Origin of the sequence: Rhodococcus sp. AG1013 (assembly GCF_003350365.1) — a bacterium.
Taxonomy (GTDB): Bacteria; Actinomycetota; Actinomycetes; order Mycobacteriales; family Mycobacteriaceae; genus Prescottella.
This window is the reverse complement of record NZ_QQAT01000014.1, coordinates 87,308-113,563: the sequence shown is the minus strand read 5'-3', so window position 1 is coordinate 113,563 and position 26,256 is coordinate 87,308. Positions and strand designations below refer to the sequence as shown.

Annotated in this window: 20 protein-coding genes; 7 read left to right on the top strand and 13 right to left on the bottom strand. The window is 69.7% G+C overall.

All coding sequences use genetic code 11. The features are described 5' to 3' along the window. Window positions 1-23 precede the first annotated feature (23 nt). From uvrC to DEU38_RS17635, 9 genes are all read right to left on the bottom strand, one after another. Entirely contained in the window at window positions 24-2,198 is a 2,175-nt protein-coding gene (gene uvrC, locus DEU38_RS17675; protein WP_114722706.1) for an excinuclease ABC subunit UvrC, read from the bottom strand. Between the two features lie 32 nt (window positions 2,199-2,230). Next, on the bottom strand, window positions 2,231-2,689 hold the full coding sequence (locus tag DEU38_RS17670) for a PH domain-containing protein (RefSeq protein ID WP_114722705.1): 459 nt from the start codon (window positions 2,687-2,689) through the stop codon (window positions 2,231-2,233). After that, on the bottom strand, window positions 2,686-3,183 hold the full coding sequence (gene ribH, locus DEU38_RS17665; RefSeq protein WP_114722704.1) for a 6,7-dimethyl-8-ribityllumazine synthase: 498 nt from the start codon (window positions 3,181-3,183) through the stop codon (window positions 2,686-2,688). The genes DEU38_RS17670 and ribH overlap by 4 nt, the downstream gene beginning before the upstream one ends. Further along, window positions 3,180-4,427 (bottom strand): bifunctional 3,4-dihydroxy-2-butanone-4-phosphate synthase/GTP cyclohydrolase II, encoded by a 1,248-nt coding sequence (locus DEU38_RS17660; protein WP_114722703.1) that lies wholly within the window; start codon window positions 4,425-4,427, stop codon window positions 3,180-3,182. The genes ribH and DEU38_RS17660 overlap by 4 nt, the downstream gene beginning before the upstream one ends. Before the next feature lie 107 nt (window positions 4,428-4,534). Then, window positions 4,535-5,146, bottom strand: coding sequence for a riboflavin synthase (locus DEU38_RS17655; RefSeq protein WP_114722702.1), 612 nt, complete (start codon window positions 5,144-5,146; stop codon window positions 4,535-4,537). Window positions 5,147-5,209: 63 nt separating this feature from the next. Continuing rightward, window positions 5,210-6,205: a bifunctional diaminohydroxyphosphoribosylaminopyrimidine deaminase/5-amino-6-(5-phosphoribosylamino)uracil reductase RibD gene (gene ribD, locus DEU38_RS17650; RefSeq protein WP_114722755.1), complete on the bottom strand. Its 996-nt coding sequence runs from the start codon at window positions 6,203-6,205 to the stop codon at window positions 5,210-5,212. Window positions 6,206-6,249: 44 nt separating this feature from the next. Further along, window positions 6,250-6,933, bottom strand: coding sequence for a ribulose-phosphate 3-epimerase (gene rpe / locus DEU38_RS17645; RefSeq protein WP_114722701.1), 684 nt, complete (start codon window positions 6,931-6,933; stop codon window positions 6,250-6,252). Window positions 6,934-7,137: 204 nt separating this feature from the next. Further along, on the bottom strand, window positions 7,138-9,489 hold the full coding sequence (locus DEU38_RS17640; RefSeq protein WP_114722700.1) for a glycoside hydrolase family 65 protein: 2,352 nt from the start codon (window positions 9,487-9,489) through the stop codon (window positions 7,138-7,140). Between the two features lie 88 nt (window positions 9,490-9,577). Further along, the gene (locus DEU38_RS17635) at window positions 9,578-10,588 is read right to left on the bottom strand and encodes a zinc-binding alcohol dehydrogenase family protein (RefSeq protein WP_114722754.1); all 1,011 of its coding nucleotides are present in this window, start codon (window positions 10,586-10,588) and stop codon (window positions 9,578-9,580) included. 274 nt (window positions 10,589-10,862) lie between these two features. Here DEU38_RS17635 and DEU38_RS17630 point away from each other — a divergent pair, with 274 nt between their 5' ends. Then, window positions 10,863-13,229, top strand: a complete 2,367-nt coding sequence (locus DEU38_RS17630; protein ID WP_114722699.1) for a phosphoketolase — start codon at window positions 10,863-10,865, stop codon at window positions 13,227-13,229. Between the two features lie 18 nt (window positions 13,230-13,247). Here the strand turns inward: DEU38_RS17630 and DEU38_RS17625 are convergent, their stop codons facing one another. From DEU38_RS17625 to DEU38_RS17610, 4 genes are all read right to left on the bottom strand, one after another. Beyond that, window positions 13,248-14,105 carry a mycofactocin-coupled SDR family oxidoreductase gene (locus DEU38_RS17625; protein ID WP_114722698.1) on the bottom strand — a complete coding sequence of 286 codons (858 nt, stop codon included), beginning with the start codon at window positions 14,103-14,105 and terminating at the stop codon, window positions 13,248-13,250. A 112-nt stretch (window positions 14,106-14,217) separates the two neighbouring features. After that, window positions 14,218-15,741: an RsmB/NOP family class I SAM-dependent RNA methyltransferase gene (locus DEU38_RS17620; RefSeq protein ID WP_114722697.1), complete on the bottom strand. Its 1,524-nt coding sequence runs from the start codon at window positions 15,739-15,741 to the stop codon at window positions 14,218-14,220. Further along, window positions 15,738-16,661 (bottom strand): methionyl-tRNA formyltransferase, encoded by a 924-nt coding sequence (gene fmt / locus DEU38_RS17615; RefSeq protein WP_114722696.1) that lies wholly within the window; start codon window positions 16,659-16,661, stop codon window positions 15,738-15,740. Before fmt ends, DEU38_RS17620 begins: the two co-directional genes overlap by 4 nt. Window positions 16,662-16,789: 128 nt before the next feature. After that, complete coding sequence (locus DEU38_RS17610; RefSeq protein WP_181818831.1) at window positions 16,790-18,496, bottom strand: alpha/beta-hydrolase family protein; 1,707 nt, start codon at window positions 18,494-18,496, stop codon at window positions 16,790-16,792. 104 nt (window positions 18,497-18,600) lie between these two features. Here DEU38_RS17610 and DEU38_RS17605 point away from each other — a divergent pair, with 104 nt between their 5' ends. From DEU38_RS17605 to DEU38_RS17580, 6 genes are all read left to right on the top strand, one after another. Further along, on the top strand, window positions 18,601-18,807 hold the full coding sequence (locus DEU38_RS17605; protein WP_114722695.1) for a hypothetical protein: 207 nt from the start codon (window positions 18,601-18,603) through the stop codon (window positions 18,805-18,807). Window positions 18,808-19,305: 498 nt separating this feature from the next. Beyond that, on the top strand, window positions 19,306-20,604 hold the full coding sequence (locus DEU38_RS17600; protein WP_181818830.1) for a nucleotide sugar dehydrogenase: 1,299 nt from the start codon (window positions 19,306-19,308) through the stop codon (window positions 20,602-20,604). Between the two features lie 43 nt (window positions 20,605-20,647). After that, a complete protein-coding gene (locus DEU38_RS17595) occupies window positions 20,648-21,643 on the top strand; it encodes a dTDP-glucose 4,6-dehydratase (RefSeq protein WP_114722693.1) in 996 nt (331 codons plus the stop codon). A 38-nt stretch (window positions 21,644-21,681) separates the two neighbouring features. Then, window positions 21,682-22,704 (top strand): glycosyl hydrolase family 18 protein, encoded by a 1,023-nt coding sequence (locus tag DEU38_RS17590; RefSeq protein ID WP_181818829.1) that lies wholly within the window; start codon window positions 21,682-21,684, stop codon window positions 22,702-22,704. 127 nt (window positions 22,705-22,831) lie between these two features. Further along, window positions 22,832-24,619 (top strand): glutamine--fructose-6-phosphate transaminase (isomerizing), encoded by a 1,788-nt coding sequence (gene glmS, locus DEU38_RS17585; protein ID WP_114722752.1) that lies wholly within the window; start codon window positions 22,832-22,834, stop codon window positions 24,617-24,619. Window positions 24,620-24,726: 107 nt separating this feature from the next. Further along, complete coding sequence (locus tag DEU38_RS17580; RefSeq protein WP_220181933.1) at window positions 24,727-26,253, top strand: polysaccharide deacetylase family protein; 1,527 nt, start codon at window positions 24,727-24,729, stop codon at window positions 26,251-26,253. Window positions 26,254-26,256 lie beyond the last annotated feature (3 nt).

The following is a 26,256-nucleotide window of genomic DNA, read 5'->3' as shown; positions in this document are numbered from 1 at the left end:
CCCACCAGAATCCTGCAGGTCGTTCACTCGCGAGTGTGTCCTGTTCGTTTCGAAGCGCCGATGTCCGTCACATCATCCCCCACGACGGCGCTGCCCGCAGCGACATCCGATCCGGCATCGCCCGGTGCAGGCGCCGGATCGGCCGCCGGATCGGACCCCGCGAGCGCCTCGAGGACCGCCTGTGCGGTGGCGGTGCCGATCCCCGGAACGGCGGTGATCTCCTCGACGGTCGCGCTGCGCAACCTGGCCACGGACCCGAAATGGGTGACGAGTGCGGTCCTCCGGGTCTCCCCCAGCCCGCGCACCGAGTCCAGGGCCGACGCGGTCATCCGCCGTGATCGCTTGCTGCGGTGGAACGTGATCGCGAAACGGTGCGCCTCGTCGCGGACCCGCTGCAGCAGGTACAGCGATTCGCTGGTCCGGGGCAGGATCACCGGATCCTCCTCCCCCGGCACCCACACCTCCTCGAGGCGCTTCGCGAGTCCGATGACCGCGACATCGGTGATGCCGAGCTCGTCGAGCACCTCCGCGGCGGCCGCGACCTGCGGGGCACCGCCGTCCACGACGTACAGGTTGGGCGGGTACGCGAACCTACGGGGCCGCCCGGTCCGGGGGTCGAGCGCGGCCTCCGGCGCGAGATCGCCACCGTCGGCCCCGTCACCGTCGATGTCGGCGCCGGGGTTCGCCCCCGCAGCGACGTCCCGGTTGTGCCGCAGGAACCGGCGACGGGTCACCTCGGCGATGCTCGCGACGTCGTCGGAGCGGCCGTCACCGGCGGCCTCCTTGATCGCGTAGTGGCGGTAGTCGGACTTGCGCGGAAGACCGTCCTCGAACACGACCAGCGACGCGACGACGTCGGTGCCCTGGACGTGGCTGATGTCGACGCACTCGATCCGCAACGGGGCCGAATCCAGGTCGAGCGCCTCCTGGATACCCTGCAGCGCAGCCGATCTCGACGTGAAGTCGCCGGCACGCTTGAGCTTGTGCTGCGTGAGCGCCTCCTTGGCGTTGCGCTCGACGGTCTCGGCGAGCGCCTTCTTGTCGCCGCGCTGCGGGACCCGCAACTGCACGGATGACCCGCGCAGCGTCGAGAGCCACCGCTGGATCTCTTCGGCGCCCCGCGGCAGCACCGGGACGAGCACCTCCCGGGGAACGGCGTTGGCCGGCTGGTCGGTCTGTGCGCCGCCGTCGCCCAGGGCGGCCTGCTCGCCGTAGAACTGGGTGAGGAACTGCTCCACCAGGATCGCCTCCTCCGAGGCGCCGGGGGCGCCGGCGGCATCGGCGGCATCGAGGGCGACCGCGTCCCGCTCGATCACGTCGCCCGCCTTCTCGACCACCCAGCCGCGTTGGCCCCGGACCCGGCCGCCGCGGACGTGGAACACCTGCACCGCCGCTTCGAGGTCGTCGGACGCGAACGCCACCAGGTCGGCGTCGGTGCCGTCACCGAGGACGACGGCCTGCTTCTCGAGCGCCTTCTTCAGTGCACCGATGTCGTCGCGCAGCCGAGCGGCGGTCTCGAAGTCGAGTTCCTCCGCGGCGTCCTGCATCCGGACCTCGAGCTGGCGGACCAGCCGATCGGTGCGCCCGGACAGGAAGTCGCAGAAGTCCTCGACGATCTCCCGGTGCTCCGCGGCACTGACCCGGCCGACGCACGGCGCCGAGCACTTGTCGATGTAGCCGAGTAGGCACGGCCGGCCGATCTGGCTGTGCCGCTTGAATACTCCGGCCGAGCACGTCCGGGCAGGAAAAACCCGCAGCAGCAGATCCAGCGTCTCGCGAATGGCCCAGGCGTGCGAGTACGGACCGAAGTAGCGCACTCCCTTGCGGCGCGGACCGCGGTAGACGAACAGTCGCGGGAACTCCTCGTTCAACGTCACCGCGAGGACGGGGTACGTCTTGTCGTCGCGATAGCGGACGTTGAACCGTGGATCGAACTCCTTGATCCAGTTGTATTCGAGCTGCAGTGCCTCGACCTCGGTGCTGACGACCGTCCACTCGACACTGCCCGCGGTGGTGACCATCTGCCGGGTCCGCGGATGCAGCGACGAGACGTCCGCGAAGTACGAGTTCAGTCGCGACCGCAGACTCTTCGCCTTGCCGACGTAGATGACCCGGCCGTGCGGGTCGCGGAACTTGTAGACACCCGGCGCCGCCGGGATGGTTCCCGGGGCGGGGCGATACGTCGAAGGATCAGGCACGATTCAAGGTTAGTCGGCGGTACCGACGGCACTCAGGCGGCGCGCGAGCCCGTGTACTTCGCTTCGAGCTCGCGGAACCGGCGGACCGCCCGCACCGCGTGCTCGCCGTCGTTGGCCTGGATCGCCATCACCGGCACGTACTCGTCGTCGGGCAGCTCGATCCGGGCCCACGGCGCCCCGTCCGGGAACGACATGCCCTCATCCAGATCCCAGTCGACGATGCGCTCACCGAGGATGTTGCGGACCGCGATGCCCCGCGGACCGACCCGCAGGCGCGGACGGGTCAGCAGCAGCACGCCGCCCGCCAGCAGGATCCCGATGCCCGCCATCGCGAACTGGTCCACCACCCGGAAGTACACACCGGTCGCCGACGTCCGGAGCAGGACGCCGAGCGTCACGTGCACCACCACCAGCACGGCCGCGGCGATCATCGCGTAGCGCGGCGACTTCTTGGAGCGGACCTCGAACTCCCAGTCCTCGTTCGCGCTCATCGGGTCGACTGCTCCGTCCGCATGCGTCGGAGCTGCGCGAGCGTGACCGCGGTGTCGATCGCCGCCGCGCACGCCTCGCCGCCCTTGTCCTCGACCGAGCCGGGCAGGCCCGACCGGTCCAGTGCCTGCTGCTCGGTGTCGGTGGTGAGCACGCCGTTGCCGACCGGGGTGCCCTCGTCGAGGGACACCCGGGTCAGGCCGGCCGTCACGGCGTCGCACACGTACTCGAAGTGCGGTGTGCCGCCGCGGATCACGACGCCGAGCGCGACGACGGCGTCGTGCGAGCGCGCCAGTTCCTGCGCCACGACGGGCAACTCGATCGCGCCCGCCACGCGGATCAACGTCGGCTCCTCGATCTGAGCCTGCTTGGCGACGCGCCTGGCGCCGGCGACGAGCGCCTCACTGATCTCGGGGTGCCACTGGCCGGCGACGATCGCGAGCTTGAGATTCTTGGCCATGCCGAGCTGGAGGTCGGGGCGTCCCTCGCCGCTCACAGTGCGTCCCCGGCCTCGAACTCGTCCAGACCGATCATGTCGTGGCCCATGCGATCCCGCTTGGTGCGCAGGTACGTGAGGTTCTCGGCGTTCGCGCGCAGCGGCATCGGAACCCGGTCGGTGATCTGCAGGCCGTAGCCGTCGAGGCCTACTCGCTTGGCCGGATTGTTCGTCAGCAGCCGCATCGACTTGATGCCGAGGTCGACGAGGATCTGCGCGCCGATGCCGTAGTCGCGGGCGTCCGCCGGCAGGCCGAGCTGCAGGTTCGCGTCGACGGTGTCCGAGCCCGCGTCCTGCAACTGGTACGCCTGCAGCTTGTGCATCAGGCCGATGCCGCGGCCTTCGTGTCCGCGCATGTACAGCACGACACCGCGGCCCTCCTGCGCCACCATGTCGAGTGCGGCATCCAGCTGGGGGCCACAGTCGCAGCGCAGCGAACCGAAGACATCGCCGGTGAGGCACTCCGAGTGCACGCGGACCAGCACGTCGCTGCCGTCGCTGTCGGAGAGGTCGCCGCGGACGAGCGCGACGTGCTCGACGTCGTCGTAGATGCTGCGGTAGCCGACGGCGGTGAAGTCACCGTGACGGGTGGGGATCCGGGCCTCGGCGACACGCACGACGTGCTTCTCGTGCTTGCGGCGCCACGCGATGAGGTCGGCGATCGAGATCAGGGCCAGATCGTGGTCGTCCGCGAACACCCGGAGTTCCTCGGTCTGGGCCATGTGGCCCTCGTCCTTCTGGCTGACGATCTCGCAGATCACGCCGGCCGGACGCAGGTCCGCCATGCGGGCGAGATCGACCGCGGCCTCGGTGTGACCGGGGCGACGCAGGACGCCGCCCTCCTTCGCGCGCAGCGGCACGACGTGGCCGGGACGGGTGAAGTCGTTCGCACCGCTGTCCGGGTCGGCCAGCAGACGCATCGTCGCGGCACGGTCGGAGGCGGAGATGCCGGTGCCGATGCCCTCGCGCGCATCGACGGTGACCGTGTACGCGGTGCCGTGCTTGTCCTGGTTGGTCGCGTACATCGGCGGCAGGCCGAGACGGTCGCAGTCCTCGCCGTCGAGCGGGACGCAGAGGTAACCCGAGGTGTAACGAACCATGAACGCCACGAGTTCGGGGGTGGCCTTCTCCGCCGCGAAGATGAGGTCGCCCTCGTTCTCGCGATCCTCGTCGTCGACTACGACAACCGCTTTACCTGCGGCGATGTCAGCGACTGCGCGCTCGATGCTGTCGAACCTGGTCACGTGCTTGGGCTCCAAATTCTTGAACTGGTGTGCTCGAGTATGTCCCGGCGCATCGCTTCAGATGCACCTCAACAGTACGACCTCGCGATACGAGGTCGTTATTCCGGCTATCGGCCGCCGGCGGTGTGCAGGCGTTCGACGTACTTGGCGATGACGTCCACCTCCAGGTTGACCGGGGTGCCGGGCTCGGCCGAGCCGAGCGTGGTCAGGCCGAGGGTGGTCGGGATCAGGGAGATCTCGAAGTACTCGTCGCCGGGCTGTCCGCCCAGCGCGGACACGGTCAGCGACACACCGTCGACGGTGATCGAGCCCTTCTCGACGACGTACCGGGCGATGCTCGACGGCAGCGAGATCCGCACCACGGTCCAGTTCTCGGACGGGCTCCGGCTGATGACCTCGCCGGTGCCGTCGACGTGGCCCTGAACGATGTGCCCGCCGAGCCGGCTGTTCACCGCGGCGGCACGTTCCAGGTTGACCCGGCTGCCCACATCGAGGGCGCCGAGGCTCGACCGCACGAGGGTCTCGCGCATCACGTCGGCCGTGAACGATTCCCCGTCGAGGACGTCGACGACGGTCAGGCAGACGCCGTTGACGGCGATCGAGTCGCCGTGCCCCGCATCGGAGGTGACCAGCGGTCCGCGCACGGTGAACCGAGCGGCGTCCGCCAGGTCCTCCTTGGCGACGATCTCGCCGAGTTCCTCGACGATTCCGGTGAACATGTCTTCGCTCACTCCTTCGGATCCCGGAGGGATCGGTTCAACGGTGATCCCGGAGGGATCGGTTCAACTTCGGATCCCCCGCGGGATCAGGTTCAACAACAGGTCGTCGCCGATCGTCTCGACGCTCTCCCGCCGAAACCGTAGCGCCTCGGCGATGGTGTGGACCCCCGCGTCTTCCACTGCGTGGGACCCTGCGCCCAACACGACGGGCGCGAGGTACGCCTGGACCCGATCGACCCGTCCGGCGGCGAGGAACGCCCCGGCCAGCCGGGGGCCGCCCTCGATCAGGACATCGTCCTGATCGGCGAGGGCGACCAGCACGTCGTCGACGTCGTGGGTGCGCAGTACCAGCGTGGGGGCTGCATCGTCCAGGACCTTCGCGGTGGGCGGGATCTCGCGCGTCCCGACCACTACGCGCAGCGGCTGGTGCGGGGCGAGCGAGCCGTCGGGCAGGCGCGCGGTGAGCCACGGATCGTCGGCCAGGACCGTGCCGGTTCCGACGACGATGGCGTCGAGCCGCGCCCGGTCGGCGTGCACCCGTGCCCGCGCCTCCGGCCCGGTGATCCACTGGCTGGTGCCGTCCGCGGCGGCGCTGCGACCGTCGAGGGTGGCGGCGAACTTCCACGTGACGTGCGGACGTCCGTGACGCTGCCGGTGCAGCCACGCGCGCAGTGGGCCGTGTTCGACGTCGTCGGCCGACAGGCCCGCCGACACCGTCACGCCCGCTTCCCGGAGCCGCTGGGCGCCGCCCGCCGCGGCAGGGTTCGGGTCGGACACGGCGTAGTGCACGGCCGCGACCCCGGCGTCGATCAGCGCCTGCGAGCAGGGACCGGTGCGGCCCTGGTGGTTACACGGTTCGAGCGTGACGACCGCCGTCCCTCCGCGGGCCCGCTGCCCGGCCTCGGCGAGCGCGACGACCTCGGCGTGCGCACCGCCCGGGGGCCGGGTGGCGCCGATACCGACGACCGCGCCCGACGCGTCGAGGATCACGGCGCCGACGGGCGGGTTGGGGCTGGTGGTGCCCCGCACGCCGTGCGAGGCGTCGATCGCCAGCCGCATCGCGGCCTCGAGGGCACGCGCAGAGGTCGTCACGGACGGGTCCGTCAGATCGACAGCGTCAGGTGCGGGGACGCCTTGGCCGCCTGCTCACGCAGTCCGCGGACTGCGGCGGCGGGGTCGGCGGCGCCGTAGACGGCGGAACCGGCGACGAAGCAGTCGATGCCGGCCTCGGCCGCCTGCTCGATGGTGTCGACGTTGATGCCGCCGTCGATCTCGACGAGCAGACGCAGTTCTCCCGCGTCGACCAGTTTGCGCACGGCCCGGGCCTTGTCGAGCACGGCCGGGATGAACGACTGGCCGCCGAAGCCGGGCTCGACGCTCATCACGAGCAGGGTGTCGAAGCTCTTGAGGATATCGAGGTACGGCTCGATCGGCGTGTTCGGCTTCACGCTCAGGCCCGCCTTGGCGCCGGCCGCGCGGATGTCGCGGGCGACCGCGACCGGATCGTCGGTGGCCTCGGCGTGGAAGGTGACGTTGTGGGCACCTGCCTCGGCGTACGGCGGCGCCCAGCGGCCCGGATCGTCGATCATCAGGTGGCAGTCCAGCGGAATGTCGGTGGCCTTGAGCAGGCTCTGCACGACGGGCAGGCCGAGCGTCAGGTTCGGCACGAAGTGGGCGTCCATGACGTCCACGTGCAGCCAGTCGGCGCCGGCAACGGCGTCGGCCTCCTCGGCGAGGCGTGCGAAGTCTGCGGAGAGAATGGACGGAGCGATCATCGGGGTTGCCACGGCAGCGAGTTTAGTTGTTGCCGCGTGGGGTGGGTGTGCGCGGTTCGGGTGAGGGCCGCAGGGGTTCCGGCAGTGCCGCAGGGGTTCTGCAGACGGAGAACCCGTGCGACGGCGGGAGAACCCCTGCGACAAACACTCCCGTCTCGCCATCGGGCCACCGACACACCGGGAGCATCCACCCACGTCCGCGGGATCACCGCACGATCATCCGCCGCTCCCCCGCCGCGCGGGCGCCCGCCCCGGCGGCTGGGTCACGACCGGCCCCGCCGGCGGATGCACGGTCGGCATCACCCGAACATCGTTGCGGCGCAGCGTGATCGGGGTTCCGTCGTGGTACAGGGTCAACTCGTCGCCCTCCGCCAGCCGGTACCGCGTCTCGACCCGGTCGATCTCGACGCGCAGCCGGCACCCGGCGGCCGCCACACCGAACGCGAGCCGATCGATCCCCCGTGGCAGCGCCGGCCGGAACGTCAGCCCGGCTCGCCGACGGCGGGCACCGCCGAAGCCCTGCACCAACGCGATCCAGATGCCGGCCAGCGACGCCAGGTGCAGCCCGTCGCTCGTGTTGTGTTCGAGATTGAGCAGATCGATCAGCGCGGTCTCGCCCAGGTAGGCGTACGCCAGGTCCAGTGCGCCGACGTCGGCGGCGACCACGGCCTGGCTGCACGCGGACAGCGACGAGTCCCGCACCGTGAGCCGTTCGTAGTAGGCAAAGTTGCGTGCCCGCTCCTCCGCGGTGAAGGCGTCGGGCACCCACTGCATCGCAAGCACCACGTCGGCCTGTTTGACCACCTGCTTGCGATACAGGTCGAAGTACGGATAGTGCAGCAGCAGCGGATAACGCTCCGGGGGCGTGCCGGCGAAATCCCACACCTGCCGATCGGTGAAGCCCGACGACTGCGGGTGCACGCCGCGCCGGGCGTCGTAGGGCACGAACATGCGATCGGCCGCGGTCCGCCACCCGCCGATCTCCTCGTCCGTGACGCCGAGGTCGGGCATCCGGTCCCGGTGTCGCTCGACGATCTCGACTGCGGCGGTCAGGTTCTCGCGGGCCATGAGGTTGGTGTAGAGGTTGTTGCGGACCAGCGCGCTGTACTCGTCGGGGCCCGTCACCCCGTCGATCCGGAAGCGGCCGTCCTCGTCGAAGTAGCCCAGCGAATGCCACAGGCGCGCGCTCTCGACCAGCAGGTCCAGGCCCACCGTCAGCTCGAAGTCGGGGTTGCCGTCGGCCCGCAGATACCCGCTCACCGCGTGCGCGACGGCCGCGTTGACGTGGAAGGCGGCGGCCCCGGCCGGCCAGTACCCGCTGCATTCCTTGCCGGTGATGGTCCGCCACGGGAAGGCCGCGCCGTCGAAACCTAGTTGCCGCGCCCGCGCCCGCGCCATCCCGAGCGTGGAGTGTCGCCAGATCAGCGCGTCGCCCACCGCATCCGGCAGCACCGACGTGAGGACCGGCAGCACGAACATCTCGGTGTCCCAGAAGGCGTGGCCGTCGTATCCGCGTCCGGTCAGGCCCTTGGACGCGACGGCCGTCCCCTCGGCCCGCGCCGACGCCTGCAGGATGTGGAACAACGCGAACCGCACCGCCTGCTGCACCTCGGGGTCGCCGTCGACGGTGACGTCGGCGCGCGCCCAGAACGTGTCGAGGTAGGCGCGTTGCTCGGCGGCCAGTCCGTCCCAGCCGCTCTCGCGGGCCAGTGTCAACTCCCCCGCGACCTGGTCGCGCATCGCGGGAGCTGTCCGCCGCGCCGACCAGGCGTGCGCGACGTACTTGACCATGCGCAGGGCCCGGCCCGGCCTCGTGTGACCGGTCACGGTGACCCGCCCCTGGTCCGGGTAGCTCTCGGTCTCGACGTGCACGTCAGGCCCCGACACCTCGTGGTCCATCGCGACCGCGATGCGCAGGCCGCTCTCGCCGGTCGTGTGCACCAACTGGACCAGCGCGTCGTGGTCGAAGTGTTCCTCCGCGATCAACGGCTCCGCGAGCACCGCCGCCGCCCGGGGATCCGCCTCCGCGTGCGGCATCGGTTCGTTCGCGACCAGTTCCGATTGCAGCACCACCCGCGCCGGCCCGTCCAGCGGCTCCACCTCGTACCGGATCGCACCGAGCGTCCGCTGGGCGAACGACACCAACCGCACGGTCGACACCCGCACCGTCCGGCCGGCCGGGGACTGCCACTCGACGACCCGGCGCAGCACACCGGCGCGCATGTCGAGTTCCTGCTCGTGCTTGACGACGTGTCCGCGGCGCACGTCGAACGGCTCGTCGTCGACGAGGAGCCGCACGATCTTGCCGTCGGTGATGTTGATGATCGTCTCGCCCGAGTCGGGGTATCCGTAGCCGGGTTCGGCGTACGGCATGGGTCGGACCTCGTAGACACCGGCCAGGTAGCTGCCCGGCAGCCCGTGTGGATCGCCCTCGTCGAGGTTGCCCCGCCACCCGAGGTGACCGTTCGCGAGGGTGAACAGCGACTCGGTCTGCGCGAGCACGTCGAGGTCGAGGCTGGTGGCGCGCAGGCTCCACGGGTCGACGGTGAAGGCGGGATGGGTGATCATGGCGGCCGTCCTCCCACTCGCGGGCGCGGGCCGTCCGAACGCACCCGTCAGTCCACGCTAGGACACCCCCGGCGTTCACGGCGCCGGTTCACGGGACGAGCACCGCGGCTCCCCCGAACACGCCGCCCGCCAGATCCGCGAGCGCCCGGTCGGCGGCGTCGAGCGAATATCGGTGGGCGCTCACCCGGAGCCGGTGCTGCTGCGCGAACGCGAGGAACTCCCGCGCGTCCTTCCGCGTGTTCGCGGTGACACTGCGAAGCTGCCGTTCGCGGAACAGGTGCCGCTGATAGTCGAGGGGCGGAATGTCGCTCAGGTGGATGCCGGCCAGTGCGAGCGTGCCGCCGGCGTCGAGCGCCTCCAGCGCGGGCGGCACGAGGTCACCGGTCGGCGCGAACAGGATGGCCGAATCCAGCGGTTCCGGCGGCGGGTCCGCGGCGCCCTGCACCGATGCCGCACCGAGACTGAACGCCAGCTCCCGGGCCTCCTCCCCACGCGTCATCACGTGCACGCGCGCGCCGCGCGCCAGCGCGACCTGCGCGGTGAGATGCGCACTGCCGCCGAACCCGTAGATGCCGAGCCGGCCACCCTCGGGCAGATCGGCGCGCAGCAGCGACCGATAGCCGATGATGCCCGCGCACAGCAGCGGCGCGAGTTCCACCAGCGGATAGCCGGTGGGCAGTTCCAGCGCGAAGTCGGCCGGCACGGTGGTGTACTCGGCGTAACCGCCGTCGGCGTCCCAGCCGGTGTACGTCGAATAGGGACAGAGGTTCTCGTCTCCGCGCACGCAGTAGCGGCAGTGTCCGCACGTGCTGCGCAGCCACGGGACGCCGACGCGCTGTCCCGGCGTGAACCGTCCGGCGTGCTCGCCGAGGTCCTCGCCGACGCCCACGACCTCGCCGATCACCTCGTGCCCCGGTATGACGTTGAGGCGGTGCGGCGGCAACTCGCCTTCGACGACGTGCAGATCGGTGCGGCACACACCGCACGCGAGCACCCGGACCAGCAGTTCGCCGCTGTTCGGTCGGGGCAGCAGTTCCCGGCCGATCTGGAGCGGGCGATCGGTGAGTGGACCCGGTCTCGTCGTCCGCCAGGCGCGCATCATGGTGGTCGACGTCGTGGTTCGTGAGGTCCGCGAGTTTTCAGTCCGCATACGAGATCCGTACTTCGTGTCGTCGGCGCCGGCCGGAACCGGTGCGCGGCACCTGTGGACGATGCCGGTGTCGCTTCTTCCAGGATGCCTGGTTCGGTGGCCCGGCGACAGGGGCAACCGGAGGTACCGGTCAGTGTGGGCCCACCCGCGGGTCGGCCCTGGCAAATGGAGCCGACAACCGTCAGGATGGAGAGACCTTCGCCTCGACCGGAGGAGCCGATCCGTGGACGAGCACCCGACCGACGACGATCTCGAACTGCTCCACCGGTACTGGATGGCGGCCAACTACCTGACGGTGGCCCAGATCTACCTGCGCGACAACGTCCTGTTGCGACGCCCGCTGGTACCGCCCGACATCAAGCCGCGACTGCTCGGACACTGGGGCACGAGCCCGGGCCTGTCCCTCGTCTACGCCCACCTCAACCGGCTGATCCGGCGAACCGGCGCGGACGTGCTGTTCGTGGCCGGTCCTGGTCACGGCGGACCCGCCGTCGTCGCAAACACCTATCTCGAGGGCACGTACTCGCAGTTGTACCCGGAGGTGAGCCCCGACGAGGCCGGACTGCGCCGACTGGCTCGGCAGTTCTCGACGCCGGGCGGGATCCCGAGTCACTCCGGCGTGGAGACCCCGGGTTCGATCAACGAGGGCGGTGAACTGGGCTACTCGCTGGCGCATGCCGCGGGCGCCGCGATGGACAACCCGGACCTGATCGTGGCGTGCGTCGTCGGGGACGGTGAGGCCGAGACCGGCCCGCTGGCCGCGTCGTGGAAGGTCCCGTTCTTCCTCGACCCGACCCACGACGGCGCGGTACTGCCCGTTCTGCACCTCAACGGCTACAAGATCTCCGGCCCGACGGTCCTCGGACGACGCACCGACGACGAGGTTCTGGCTGTGCTGCGCGCGATCGGCTGGGACGCGGTGGCGGTCTCCGGTGACGACCCGATGCAGGTACACCGCGACCTCGCGGAGACGCTCGATCGCGCGCACACCGCCATCGCGCGGATCCGGGACGATGCGCGCCGGTCGGGGCTCACCGAGCGGCCGCGGTGGCCGGCGATCGTGCTGCGCACGCCGAAGGGCTGGACGGGACCGGACATCGTCGACGGCGTGCAGGTCGAGGGCACGTTCCGAGCGCACCAGGTACCGATCGCCCACGTACGCGACGACCCCACGCACCTGCAGACGCTCGAGCAGTGGATGCGCTCGTATCGGCCCGAGGAACAGTTCGACCCGCAGGGCCGCCTGGTCCCCGAACTGGCGGCGCTGGCACCGTCCGGTGACAAGCGGATGGGTGCGAACCCGCACGCGAACGGCGGGCGACTCCTGCGCCCGCTGGATCTGCCCGCACCCGACCGGTACGCCGTCGAGGTGCGCGTGCCCGGCGCCGTCCACCACGAGACGACCCGTCCGCTCGGCGAGATGCTGCGCGACATCTACTCGGCCAACCCCGACGACTTCCGGTTGTTCTGCCCGGACGAGACCAACAGCAATCGGCTCGGCGCCGTCTTCGAGGTCACCGACCGCTGCTTCGTCGGCACCCTGATTCCCGGCGACGACCATGTCGGGCACCACGGCCGGGTGATGGAGGTGCTGTCGGAACACCTGTGCCAGGGCTGGCTCGAGGGCTATCTGTTGACCGGCCGGCACGGGCTGTTCGCGACGTACGAGGCGTTCGCGATGGTGAGCGCGTCGATGACGATCCAGCACACCAAGTGGCTCGAACGCGCCCGCTCCCTCGACTGGCGGGCCCCGGTCGCGAGCCTGAACATCCTGCTCACCTCGACGTGCTGGCGCAACGACCACAACGGGTTCTCGCATCAGGGGCCCGGGCTGATCGACACGATGCTGTCGCTGTCCGGTGGTGTCACCCGCGTGTATCTGCCACCGGACGCGAACTCGCTCCTGATCGTCGCCGAGCACGTCTTCGCCACCCGCGACTGCGCGAACCTGCTGGTGGTCGACAAGCAGTCGCACCCGCAGTACCTGACGCTCGAGCAGGCCCGGGAGCACGTCGGGGCCGGGGCGTCGGTGTGGGACTGGGCCGGAACCGAGACCGGCGACGGCGCGGCACCCGACATCGTGCTGGCGTGCGTGGGTGACGTCCCCACCGAGGAGACGCTGGCCGCGGCGGCACTGCTGCGTGGGCACGTGCCGGGGCTGCGGGTCCGGGTGGTCAACGTGGTGGACCTGATGTCGATGGCGCCGCCCGACGTCCATCCGCACGGCCGTTCGCACGAGAACTTCGCACGCCTGTTCACCGAGGATGTGGACGTCGTCGTCGCGTGGCACGGCTACGCGCGGTCCTTCCACCAACTGCTGCACGGCCGGATGAACCCGGACCGGTTCCACGTGCGCGGCTACACCGAGCAGGGGTCGACCACCACGCCGTTCGACATGGTGGTGCTCAACCACATGAGCCGCTACCACCTGGCGATCGAGGCGCTGCGCCGGTGCCGACGGGAACCCGACGGCGCCGCGGATCTCACGGGCTACTGCGAGCGGATGCTCGAACGGCACCACGGATACGTCCGCGAACACCTCGAGGACATGCCGGAGGTGTGCAACTGGGTCTGGCCGGAACCGGTGTGAGGCGGGCCGGCCGGGCGGTCAGATCCCCAGCTTCATCCCCGCACCGGCGTCCACCCGCAACTGTTGGCCGGTGACGAAGCGCGACTCGTCGGACGCGAGGTACACCACCGCGTGCGAGATGTCCTCCGGTTCGACCCACGGCGTCGGCATCGCCTGCATGAACGGGAACGTCACCTTCGCGTCCTCGGCCGTCGGGTTCTCGAGATCGGGCCGGAACGTCCTGTACATCGGCGGGCTCTGCAGCATGTCGGTGTTGACGTTGGTGGGGTGGATCGCGTTGACGCGGATCGAACTGGGACCCAACGTCAGCGCCAGGGACTGCGTGTACGTCCAGATCATCTTCTTCGCCAGCCCGTAGCCGTCCCCGCCGGGACCCTGCATCGCCTGCTGGCCGTTGATCCCGATCTGCGGCACCAAACCCGCGACCGAACCGGTGGCGATGATCGACGCCCCGGCGCCCAGGTACGGCATCGCGGCGTGGATGGTATTGACGACGCCGACGAAGTCGACGTCGAACGCATCGACGAAGCCCTGCACCGGCACGTCATTGCCCAACGGGCAGATTCCCGCATTCGCGACCACGACGTCGAGCCGCCCGAGCTTCGAAACCGCTTCGGCGAGTTCACGTTCCAGAGCGATACGATCCCGGACATCGACCTTCGCGGCAACGACACGGCTGCCCGCCTTCTCGACGAGCCGCGCCGTTTCCTCGAGATCGGCCTCCGTGGCCAGCGGGTACTCGTTGCTCTCGATGTCGGCACACACGTCGAACGCGATGATGTCCGCGCCCTCGTCGGCGAGGTGGACGGCGTGGCTACGGCCCTGCCCGCGCGCGGCGCCCGTGATCAGAACGACTTTCCCGGCAACCCGATTCATCAGTCCTCCTCCGTGCCTGCCCACAGTGGGTGACGGGCCGCCACCCACTGTGGATTACAACACGTTGCAGTGTTAATCGGAACACATTCCGAGCCGCGGGCCCGGGCCGGAATCAGGACCCGGAGGCCCCGGCGTCGTCTGCAGGCCGCTGCAGCGCCGCCATGAACATCGCATCCGTCCCGTGCCGGTGCGGCCACAGCTGGACCCCGGGCCCGTCGCCCAGGCCGGGCACCCCGGGCAGCAACTCCCGCGTGTCGAGCGGGATCGCCCCGTGCCGGCGCACGGCGTCGGCGACCACGGCCACCGTCTCCGACACGTGCGGCGAGCACGTCGAGTACAGCACCACCCCGCCGGGCCGGACCAGCTCGAGCGCCGACGCCAGCAGCTCGCGCTGCAGCTTCACCAGACCCGCCACGTCCGCTGGCTGCCGCCGCCACCGCGCCTCCGGACGTCGACGCAGGGCGCCCAGCCCGGTGCACGGGGCGTCGACGAGAATCCGGTCGTAGCCGCCGTCCAGACCGGGGTCGCGACCGTCCGCGACGTGCACGTCGACGGGCAGCTCGCGGGTGGTCTTGCGGATCAGGTCGGCACGGTGCTCGACGGGCTCCACCGCGTCGAGGCGTCCGCCCTCGATCCCCGCCAACGCACCGAGCAGCGCGGCCTTGCCGCCCGGGCCGGCGCACAGGTCGAGCCAGCGTCCGCTGTCGGGCCCGTCGATCGGCGCGAGCGTGAGCGCGCGGGCCACCAGCTGGCTGCCCTCGTCCTGCACGCCCGCCAGACCCTCGCGGACCGCATCGAGCAGACCGGGATCACCACCGTCCAGGTGGACCGCGTACGGCGAGTACGGTCCCACCTCGCCGCCGGTGATCAGAGCCAGCTCCTCCGCCGAGATCTCACCGGGCCGGGCGACCAGGTGGACCGCCGGACGGGCGTCGTCGGCAGCGAGGACGGCCTCGAGCTCGCCCGCATCGGCGCCGAGGGCGTCGGCGAACGCCTGCGCGATCCACGTCGGGTGGGCGTACCGGAAGGCGAGGTGTCCCACCGGGTCCACGGCGGCGTCCGGGGCCAGTTCGGCCACCCACTGGTCCTCGGTCTTCTCCGACACCCGGCGCAGGACGGCGTTGACGAAACCCGCCTTGCCCGAACCCGCCTCGGCACGAACGAGATCCACCGACGTCGCGACCGCGGCGTGCGATGCGATGCGGGTGCGCAGCAACTGGTAGGCGCCGAGTTGCAGGACGTCGAGCAACGGGCCGTCGATCTCCTCGATCGGGCGGCCCGCGCACTTCGCGATCACGGCGTCCAGCAGACCGCGGGCGCGGGCGGCGCCGTACGCCAGCTCGGTCGCCAGGGCCGCGTCGCGGCCGTCGAGCCGTCGTTCCCGGAGCAGCCCCGGCAGAACGAGATTCGCATAGGCGTCGCGTTCGCGCACCGCGCGCAACACGTCCCGGGCCGCGCGCCGCGACTGGTCGACCGACGCCTGCGCCGGATCCGGCCGCTTCGCCTGCCGCGGCCGGTTGTTGTCACCGCTCCGGCCGCCCTGACCACCGCTGCCGCCGCGGCCCCCGGTGCGGCGGCCGCCCTGGCCGCCGCCCTGTCCGCCGCCGGACCTGTTGGGTCGCCTCGACTCGCTCACTGTGCCCGAACCTCTCCGTCGAGACGCGCACCGCGCGCCCAGTCGACCGCTGCCATCTGCTTCTTGCCCTGCGGCTGGACCTGATCGAGCCGGACCGCCGTCGTGGAGGTGCCCACGTAGAAGCCGTCCTTGCGGACCTCGATCTGCCCGGGCCGCAACGTCTCCTGCGCCAGCGTCACGGGTCCGACCTTCACCCGCAGATCCCCGATCATCGTCCACGCCCCGGGAGCGGGAGTCACCGAACGCACGTGCCGGTGGACGGCGAGAGCCGGCTGGTCCCAGCGGATCCGGGCAGACTCGACCGACACCTTCGGCGCATGGGACACACCGTCCGGCGGCTGCGGGACCGCGTGCACGGTGCCGTCCTCGACACCGTCGAGCACCGATTCGAGGAGCAGCGCGCCGCTCTCGGCGAGGCGCCCGAGCAGGGCCCCCGCCGTGTCGGTCGTGCGGATCGCCTCGGTCACGACTCCATACACGGGTCCGGTGTCCATACCCTCGTCGAGATCGAAGACCGTCGCGCCCGTCATCTCGTCGCCGGCGTTGATCGCGGCCTGCACGGGAGCGGCACCCCGCCACGCGGGCAGCAGCGAGAAGTGCAGGTTCATCCAGCCGTGCCGCGGAACGTCGAGCACCGGGCGCGGCAGCAGGTTGCCGTACGCGACCACCGGGCACGCGTCGGGCTCGAGTTCCCGCAATCGCGCCAGGAACTCCGGGTCCGACGCCGACGCGGGCGTGAGCACCTCGATGCCGTGCTGGTCGGCGAGCTGCCCGATGGGCGAACGGACCAGCTTCCGCCCGCGACCGGCGACGGCGTCGGGCCGGGTCACGACGGCGACCACCTCGTGACGTTCGGAGTCGATCAGCCGCTGCAGCGACGGCACGGCCGGTTCGGGCGTCCCCGCGAAGACGATGCGCATCAGCTCCGGGCCTCCAGGTGGTCGGAGCGGGTGGGCGAGGTGTTCACGAGGGCGGCTCCCGGAGCATCGAATCCCGGCGGTGCCGGAAGAAGGTTCACTCCGGGATTCTACGGACCCGAAGGAGCAGCTCAGCCACCGGTCAGCGCCGCCTCCACCCGCTCGGTGTCGGCGTCGGACCAGCCGTCGGGCTGCAGGATCCGGGCCCACATGCCGGCGGCCTCCGGACCGTACGAGTGCCCGTGGCCTGCCGGGACGTCCGCGGAGAAGATCATGTCGAGCGTCACCTGCCAGAAGGTGACCAGCGGCAGCCAGGACATGTTGGGATCGACGTCGCGTCCACGCGGTTCACGCAACCAGTCCGGCTCGTTGAACAGCAGCGACGGCGACCACCACACGATCGGGTCGCTCGCGTGCTGCCAGTACACGACCCGCCGCGGACCCCACTCGGCGTCGAGGTCCAGGTCGCCGGGCTCGGACGCGAACCGGACCGACCTCCCGTCCTCGACGATCGGAAGGATCTCCGGGGATCCCGGGTCGCGGTCCGCGGTCACCTCCCGCCACTGCGGCGTGAAGTTCGGCGTCCCCACCCACAGGGCACCGTCCACCCGCGTCGCCATGTCCTGATAGCCCGCGAACGCGTTCTGGCCGCCGTACGAACCGAGACTCTCCCCGAACACGACAAGCTTGGGCCGGGTCTCGACGGGCAGGTCGATCCAGCGCGCGAACACGGCGTTGAACAGGGCCCGACCGGCCACCTGCGGGGTCTCCCGGTCGGCGATGAAGGCCAACGGGCTCGGCAGGAAGGAATACTGCATCGACGCGATCGCCGTGTCGCCCGCTTCGATGTACTCCAGCGACGATGCGACGTTCTGGTTCACCCAGCCCCGGCCGGTGGTGGTGTTGACCGCGAGCACTCTTCGTTCCCACGCCTTGGTGCGATCGAGTTCGGCGACGACGAGATCGGCGACGCCGGCGACGGAGTCGGCCGATTCACGGCCGGCATAGACCCGGATCGGCTCCTTCGCGGGCCGCCCCGTCACCTCGGTGATCCGGTCCGCGCCGGGGCCGCGGCCCACGAAGGTGCGGCCCTCCTGCCCCAGGGTGTCCCACGCCTGGGCGGACGCCGGTGATCCGCTCCGCTCGGGCACTGTCGGTTCCTCGACCCCCTCCGCAGTCGCGGTGTCGGCGCCCGAGAAGCTCCAGTTGGCGAACGCGATCAGGCCCTTGTAGAGCGCACCGTTGACGACCAGGACGGCGATCACGACGGCCACCAGCAGGCCCGCCACGTTCGCCGCGGGCCGGGGCACCAGGCGTCGGGCCAGGTCGGTGAGTTTGCGCGTCCCCTTCCGGATACCGCGCCCCGCCTCGAGGAGCACGAACCACACCGCGACTGCGATGAGGAACACGAGCAGGATGTTCCCCTGGTTGGTGTGTTCCAGGCCGACGAGATCGCGAACGTAGTTCTGCCACACCGCCCCGAGCACGAGGAACACCGGAACGAGGATCACCGCGGCGACTCCGAGAATCCACCACCCGATCCGGCGCGTCCGCGCCGACCACGCCGGCTCGACGCCGCACGAGCGCACGATCCACGCCGCGAGGCAGCCGACGCCGTACCCGAGCGCGACCGAGATGCCGGTGGCCAGCCCTTGCAGATACCAGGCGCGCGGGAGCAGCGACGGGCTCATCGACCAGGTGAAGAACACGAGAGCGACGGCCAGGCCCACCGGATTCGAGCGACGCACACAGCCGCGCAGTTGGGTCCAGAACCGTCGGATCACCGGCCGTACAGGATCGGCGACGCCTTCGGGGGCTCGCTCGGGGGCGGTTGTCATGCGCGGAACGATATGCGCGACGATGCCACGAGCGCTGGACCGGCCCTCCCGCGGCGTGTACACCGGAACTACGGGTCATCCCTGTTGCGCCCCTGGAGGCAGACATGTCCGGCATCGCAAGCAAGTTCGACAAGGCATTCGAGTCCCGGCCCGTCGACGACCTGGCCGATGCGCCGGTCACCGCCCTACGCGGCTTGAGCGAGTCCGATGCCGAGCACCTACGGGCGGCCTTCGGGATCAGCACTGTCCGGGATCTCGGCACCAACAAGTTCTTCCGCTGGGCCCAGGCGATCGCCGAACTCGCCGAATAGCACGAGCACCCCGGTTTCGACGCAGGTAGACGTCACCGCACATACCGGAACATCGACCCAGGCGTCCGATACCACGGGTTCGCCCCAAATTTCGTGCGCCACGCCGATTCTCGCGAATCATATTTTTGCGATTACAGCGCGAAAGCGAACTTGCTCGAGGTAACTTTCGACTCGACCCCACTGCCCCAGCACCCCGGCAGGACAGGGCATCTCACGGGCCACCCCAGCAAACCGGTGGCTTCACATTCTCGGACCAGCGCCTCGATCAGCCCAGCGTCGGACAGATCGGCGAGACTGGAACCAGATCTCTAATAGGCACGAAAAACATTGTGCGACAAGATGATCTGATCCTTCACCAGCACCTGATCGGGTCGGCGGCGGTCTTGGATCACCACGCGCCGGCCGATTCACCGCAGCCCGAGCACCCACGACTTCTCCGTAAGGGGTACCGCCATGCTATTGAGGGATACGAAGCCCGGCCACACTGACACGATCGGAATGGATCTACTCGAAGGCGCCGCGTCCGCGACCCGAAAGGGGTTCGCGTTCGATGTGGCGATCATCGGCCTGGGGTATGTCGGGCTTCCGACTTCACTGGCGTTCCACGCCGCCGGTTGCAGGGTACTCGGCATCGACATCAGCGAGAATCGGCTCGACATCGTCCGCCGACAACGCGCCGATCTCGTCGACGCGGACCGTCGTCGACTCGCGGACGCGCTGGAGGACCCGGGATACGCGACGACCGGCGAGATCGCGCGCCTCTCCGACGCCGCCGCGGTGATCGTGTGTGTCCCGACCCCGGTCGACGAGCACCTCACCCCCGAGCTCGGCATCCTTCGCAGGGCATGCAAGTCCGTCGTCGAGCATGCCGTACCCGGCCAGGTCCTCATCCTCACCTCCACGACGTACGTGGGCAGCACACGCGATCTGCTCGCCACCGAGTTGAGCGCGAAGGGGTTGAGGGTCGGAACCGACGTGTTCGTCGCCTTCAGCCCGGAGCGGATCGACCCCGGAAACGAACGGTTCCCCCACGAGGAGGTTCCGCGCGTCGTCGGGGGCACAACGGCATCGTGCACCGAGGCCGCGACCGCGGTACTGCACCGCTGTACGAAGAATGTCCACGGCGTCGAATCGACCGACGCCGCCGAGATGACAAAGCTCGTGGAGAACACTTTCCGAGCCGTCAACATTGCGCTCGCGAACGAGTTCGCGGAGATCTGCCGATCGCTGCGTCTCGACGTGATGGACGTGATCAAAGCCGCCGCGACCAAGCCCTACGGATTCATGCCCTTCTTCCCCGGGCCGGGAGTCGGTGGGCACTGCATCCCCTGCGACCCGCACTACCTGCTGTGGCAGTTGCGCAAGAAGCGGCTGAGCACGCCACTGATCGAACAGGCCATGACCGGCATCGCGGCCCGGCCTCACCAGGTCGCCGAACGCGCCCGGCAGACGCTCTCCGAGCAAGGCTGCGGGATCGTCGGTGCCCGAGTCCTCGTCGTCGGAGTCGCCTACAAGCCCAATGTCGAGGATCTGAGGGAATCGCCGGCGCTGGAGATCATCGCCGCCCTCCTCGAGATGGGCGCCGCGGTGGCGTACCACGATCCGAACTTCCCCATCCTGACTCTGTCCGACGGCACGGTGCTCACCGATGTGGCGGACCCGGGACGTTTCGAGGCCGATCTCGTGATCGTGCACACCGCACACGACGTCGTCGATCTCGACTGGCTGGCCACGGCGCCGGCGGTCCTCGACACCACCTATCGGCTGGATCGTCTCCCGCGCCGCGTCGCCCTGTAGCGAACGAGCCCGAAACCCCGGCGAACGAAAGGGATTGCGCACGATGAGAACCACAGTGACCGGAGGGGCAGGCTTCATCGGCAGTCACCTGGTCGAATACCTACTGCGGCAGGGCGACGAGGTCGTGGTGCTCGACGACCTCTCGACCGGCAGACTTGCCAACCTCGAATCCGTATCGGGCGCCGACGGATTCCGCTTCATCGAAGGCTCGATCCTCGACCGCGGCGCCGTCGACAGCGCGATCGGCGGCGCGGACCGGGTGTTCCATCTCGCGGCGGCCGTCGGCGTCCGGTTGATCGTCGACCGTCCGCTGGAGAGTCTGCGCACGAACATCCACGGCACCGAGACCGTCCTGGACGCGTGCCTCGACGCAGGATCGGTCCTGCTGCTCGCGTCGACCAGCGAGATCTACGGCAAGAACACCGCCGATGCACTGTCCGAGGATGCCGATCGCATCCTCGGCTCACCGCTCACCGCCCGATGGACGTACGCGGCCGCGAAGGGGATCGACGAGGCGTTCGCACACGCGTACTGGCGCGAGTTCGGACTACGAGTGGCGACAGTTCGATTGTTCAACACGGTCGGCCCGCGCCAAACCGGCCGATACGGAATGGTGGTCCCGACACTGGTCGGACAAGCCCTGCGAGGCGACCCACTCACGGTCTTCGGGGACGGCCGTCAGACGCGATGCTTCTCGTTCGTCGAGGACGTCGTACCGGCGATCGTCGCGATTGCCGGCGAGCCCGCAGCATACGGCCGAGCCTTCAACCTCGGTGGAGCGCAGGAGATCTCGATCATCGAGCTGGCCGAGCGGGTGGTCGAGGTACTCGGCTCCGACAGCTCGATTTCCCTGGTGCCGTACGAGCAGGCGTACGCGGCGGGATACGAGGACATGCGACGCAGGGTTCCGGACAACCGGGCCGCCCGCGAGCTGGTGGGCTTCGAGCCTGTCACCGCCGTGGACGAGATCATCGCCCGCGTCGCCGCTGCACTGCCGGACACGGACACGGCCGGACGAGCGGTGGGCGCGCGCCGATGACCCCCCGAATCACTCTGCGGGATCGTCCACGGACGTGCATGACCGTCGCACTGGCCGCGACGGCCGCGCTCTCGCAACTCCATGCGGACGCGCGGGTGGTCGATCGACCCCAGTTACCGCTGGTGATCGGGGCGATTCCGTACTGGGACCGAAGCGCCGCGCTGACCTCGATGCGCACGTACGCCCGCTACATCGACGTCGCCTCTCCCTGGTCGTACTCGGTGTCCGCGGACGGCACGCCGACGGTGGCCGAGGGTACGAGTCCGGACGCCGATTCCGAGCTTGGCACGCATTCGGGCGACAGCAGTATTCGGACGATTCCCACGATCACGAACACGACCGACGGTCGATGGGACCGCGAGACCATAGCGAAGGTCCTGCTCGATCCGGCATTGCGCCGCGCCCATGTCGAGGCACTCACCGGCCTCGTCGAAGAGTACGGCTTCGACGGCGTCCAGATCGACTACGAGAACCTGTCGGCCGCCGATCGTGACAGCTTCTCCACCTTCGTCCGCGAATTGGGCGACGCGCTGCACCGGATCGACCGGGTGCTCTACGTCGCAGTTCACGCCAAGCCGAACGATACGGGCTACGGACCGCACAACGAGGCCCAGGACTACGCCGCGATCGCCGCGGGCGCCGACAGAGTGATCGTGATGGCGTACGACCGGCACTGGGCGACCAGCACAGCGGGGCCCATCGCCCCGTACGACTGGGTCGAGGAGGTGATCCGCTATGCCGTCACCAGGATTCCGCGGGAGAAGCTCGTTCTCGGAGTCGGGCTCTACGGCTACGACTGGGTCGGCTCGGCGGCAACACCGCTCACGTGGGCCGAGGTGATGTCGGTCGCGGAGGTGCACCGGTCGCCGATGCATTGGGACGAGACCAGCCTGTCCACCCACTTCACCTATGTCGTGGACGGGATCACCCACGAGGTGTGGTTCGAGAACGCACGCAGTGTCGAGGCCAAATCCGCACTCGCGCGGCGTCACGGTCTCGCCAGCATCGCGTTGTGGCGTCTCGGCGGGGAGGACCCGTCGATCTGGCGGCTCGGCCCGTGACCACATGCCGGGCACCGTCCGGGAGACCGGACGCTTCGGACCGCGGTTCGACGCCGGAGCACCCGGCGACATCTCGTCATACGACCGGCCCCGCCGGCGCGTTCCCTCTGGCTTCGAAGGATCAGCAATGTGCGGAATTATCGCTTGCCGGACCAATGGTCCCGCCCTCGACTACCTACTACCGGCACTGAAGCGGCTCGAATACCGCGGCTACGACTCGGTGGGTGTCGCCGTCCGCACCGACGACGGCGATATCGCCCGCCTACGGACGATCGGGCGTATCGGCGCTCTCGAGCAGCAAGTGACGCGATGGAACGGACCCGAGCTCGACGGACTCGGGATCGGGCACACGCGCTGGGCCACCCACGGCGGCGTCGACGAGGCCAACGCGCACCCACACCTGGACTGCACCGGTCGAATCGCAGTGGTGCACAACGGGATCATCACCAATGCCGAGGAGCTGGAGCGGGAACTCCGCGCGACCGGACATCAGTTCGCATCCCAAGTGGACAGCGAGGTGGTGACCCACCTCATCGAGGACTGTCTCACGGTCTCGGGCGACCTGTTGACAGCCGTCCAGCAGACGGTGGACCGGCTCTCCGGTTCGTGGGCGCTCGCGGTCCTCGAGCAGGGCACCGGCCGCCTCGTCGCCGCCGCGAACCGATCGCCCCTGCTGGTCGCTCGCGCCAGAGGTTGTGCCTTCGCCACGAGCGACTCGGCCGCGATCGCGGACTGGGTCGACGAGTTCCGCACTCTCGACGACGGGGACGTCGTCGAACTCGGTGACGTCTTCACCTGGAGCCACCACGGACTGCGGTGCTCACCGCCGCCGCTCAGGCGGCAGGCGTGGGACCGCACGGACATCAGTCTCGGCCGGCACACCGACTTCATGAGCAAGGAGATCGCCGAGCAGCCGGAGGTCGCCGCGCGCCTGCTCGCACAGATCGGCGGCGGCGTCGCCGACGGATCGCTGTGGTCCGGGCTCGGCCTCCCCCACTTCGACCGACTGCGCGTCGTCGCGTGCGGCACCTCGCTGCACGCCGGTCAGGTGATCGGCAACTGCGTGCGCGGGGCCGGCGCGATACCGTTCACCGCAACGGTCGCCAGCGAAATGCTGCGAGAGCACTCGGACCCGAACACGCTCACGCTCGCGATCAGCCAGTCCGGCGAAACCGCTGACGTCCTGCGCGCGCTGGACCTCCACGCCCCCGGCGACGGACCGCTGCTCGCGTTGACCAATTCCACACATTCGACGCTCGCCCGTCGCGCAGACGCGGTCCAGTCCTGTTCCGCCGGTCCCGAGATCGGCGTGGCGGCCACGAAGACTTTCGTATGCCAGGTCATATCGGGAGTCGCGCTCATGATGTCCGCAATGGTGGCGACCGAACGACTCGCTCCGGACATCGCCTCTCGGCTGATGCGATCTCTCAACGGCATCCCCGCGCGACTTGCGGCCGCGACCGAGGCGGCGCAGCAGCTGATCCCGCCGATCGTGGACGAACTGACCACATCGACCGGATTCGTTTTCCTCGGGCGCGGAGCCGGTGTGCCCTACGCCGCCGAGGGCGCGCTGAAGCTCAAGGAACTCACCTACCGCTGGGCCGAACACCATCCGGCCGGCGAACTGAAGCACGGGCCGCTGGCCGTGATCGAGTCGGGGACCCCGGTCGTCGTCGTCGACCACGGTGACCCGCGCATCGCCGCGAACATCGCCGAGGTCCGGGCGCGCGGCGGGCGAATCATCACCATCGGCATCGAGGGAAGCACGGTTCCGGTGCTGCACCCGGGACCGGCACCGTGCGGTCCGCTCGAATCAGTCGTTCCGATGCAGGTGCTGGCGCGCGAGCTCGCCCTCGCGCTCGGCCGGGACGTCGACAAGCCCCGCAATCTCGCCAAGTCAGTGACCGTCGAATGATCCGCCGAACCGAAAGGCACAGTATGAACAGTCACAACTGGATATGCCCGGCCCGTCCCGGATCCCGGCATCCACGACCTCAACGACCTCCCGCCCGGCGCCGCCGCATGCTGGGGCTGGTCAGCGCCCTGGCCCTCCTCCTCGCCCCGACCCTGATCTCGGTCGGCGCCGGCGCGCCCGCCGGCGCCGCCGGAGCACCCACAGTGGTGAGCCTGACGTTCGACGACGGCAATGCGAATGCGACCGTGGCCGCCCAGACACTGCAGGCCAACGGACTGCGCGGGACGTTCTTCGTCCCGTCGGGCTACATCGATCAGCCCGGCTACATGACGCAGGCCGATCTCCACGGGATCGAAGCCGGAGGCCACGAGATCGGCGGTCATTCCGTCACGCACCCGGACCTCGCCTCGATGTCACGGGACGAGGCAACGAGACAGATCTGTAACGACCGCGTGAACCTCACCGGCTGGGGTTTCGACGTCACCTCGTTCGCGTACCCATTTGCGTCGGCGTCCGCCGAGACCGAGGCAATCGCGCGGCAGTGCGGATACAACAGTGCACGCGGGCTCGGGGATATCGAGACTCGATTCGGATGCCAGGGATGCGACCGCGCCGAAGCTATTCCGCCCCAGAACCCGTTCTACACGCAGGCGCCGGACCAGGTGGACAGCACCTGGACCCTCGCGGACCTGCAGAATGTCGTCACCAACGCGGAGAACAACGGCGGCGGGTGGATCCAGTTGACCTTCCACCATGTATGCGCCGGCAACTGCGATCCGGGCGGCCTGTCGGTCTCACCGGAACTACTCGATCAGTTCGCTGGTTGGCTTGCTGCACGGTCGACCGCCAACACGACGGTCAAGACCGTGCGTGAGGTGATCGGCGGCGCGGTGGCACCGACTGCACCCGGTCCCGTCGTGCCTGCCGCCGCCCCGGGCGTCAACGGAGCACCGAACCCCGGCCTCGAGACGGTCGGCGCCAACGGACTGCCCACCTGCTGGATGGCGGGCGGCTACGGCGTCAATTCACCGACGTTCGCCACGGTCCCCGAAGCACACGGCGGCAGCATTGCCGAGCGCTTGTCGATGACCGGCTACGTGGACGGCGATGCCAAACTGTTGCCCGTACTCGATCTCGGTGAATGCTCACCGGGAGCCGTTCCCGGCCACACCTATGCGCTGTCGGCCTGGTACAAGTCCACCGCCCCGACGCAGTTCGCGGTGTACTACCGGACCGCGGTCGGCACGTGGGCGTACTGGACGTCGAGCCCCTGGTTCGAGACCGCGGCCGACTATACCGAGGCCACGTGGACCACGCCGGCGGTTCCTGCCGGCGCGACCGGAATCAGCTTCGGGCTCAACCTGTTCGGTGACGGCCAGCTGCATACCGACGACTACTCGCTCACCGACACCGCGGTGCAGCCGTCCACGGGATCCTGGACGCTCGGCGGTGGCTCGGGCGCCGCAGCACCGGGCGATGTCGCGGCACCGGAACGCGGGATCAGGACGAGCCCCGACACCGACCGGATCGATCGGCGCGGGCCGATCGATCCCCGGCTCCACTACGTACCGGGGCCGGATGAACTGAAGCCCGGTCAGACCTTCCTGCCGGACGCAGGTCCGCTCGGGGACTAGTCC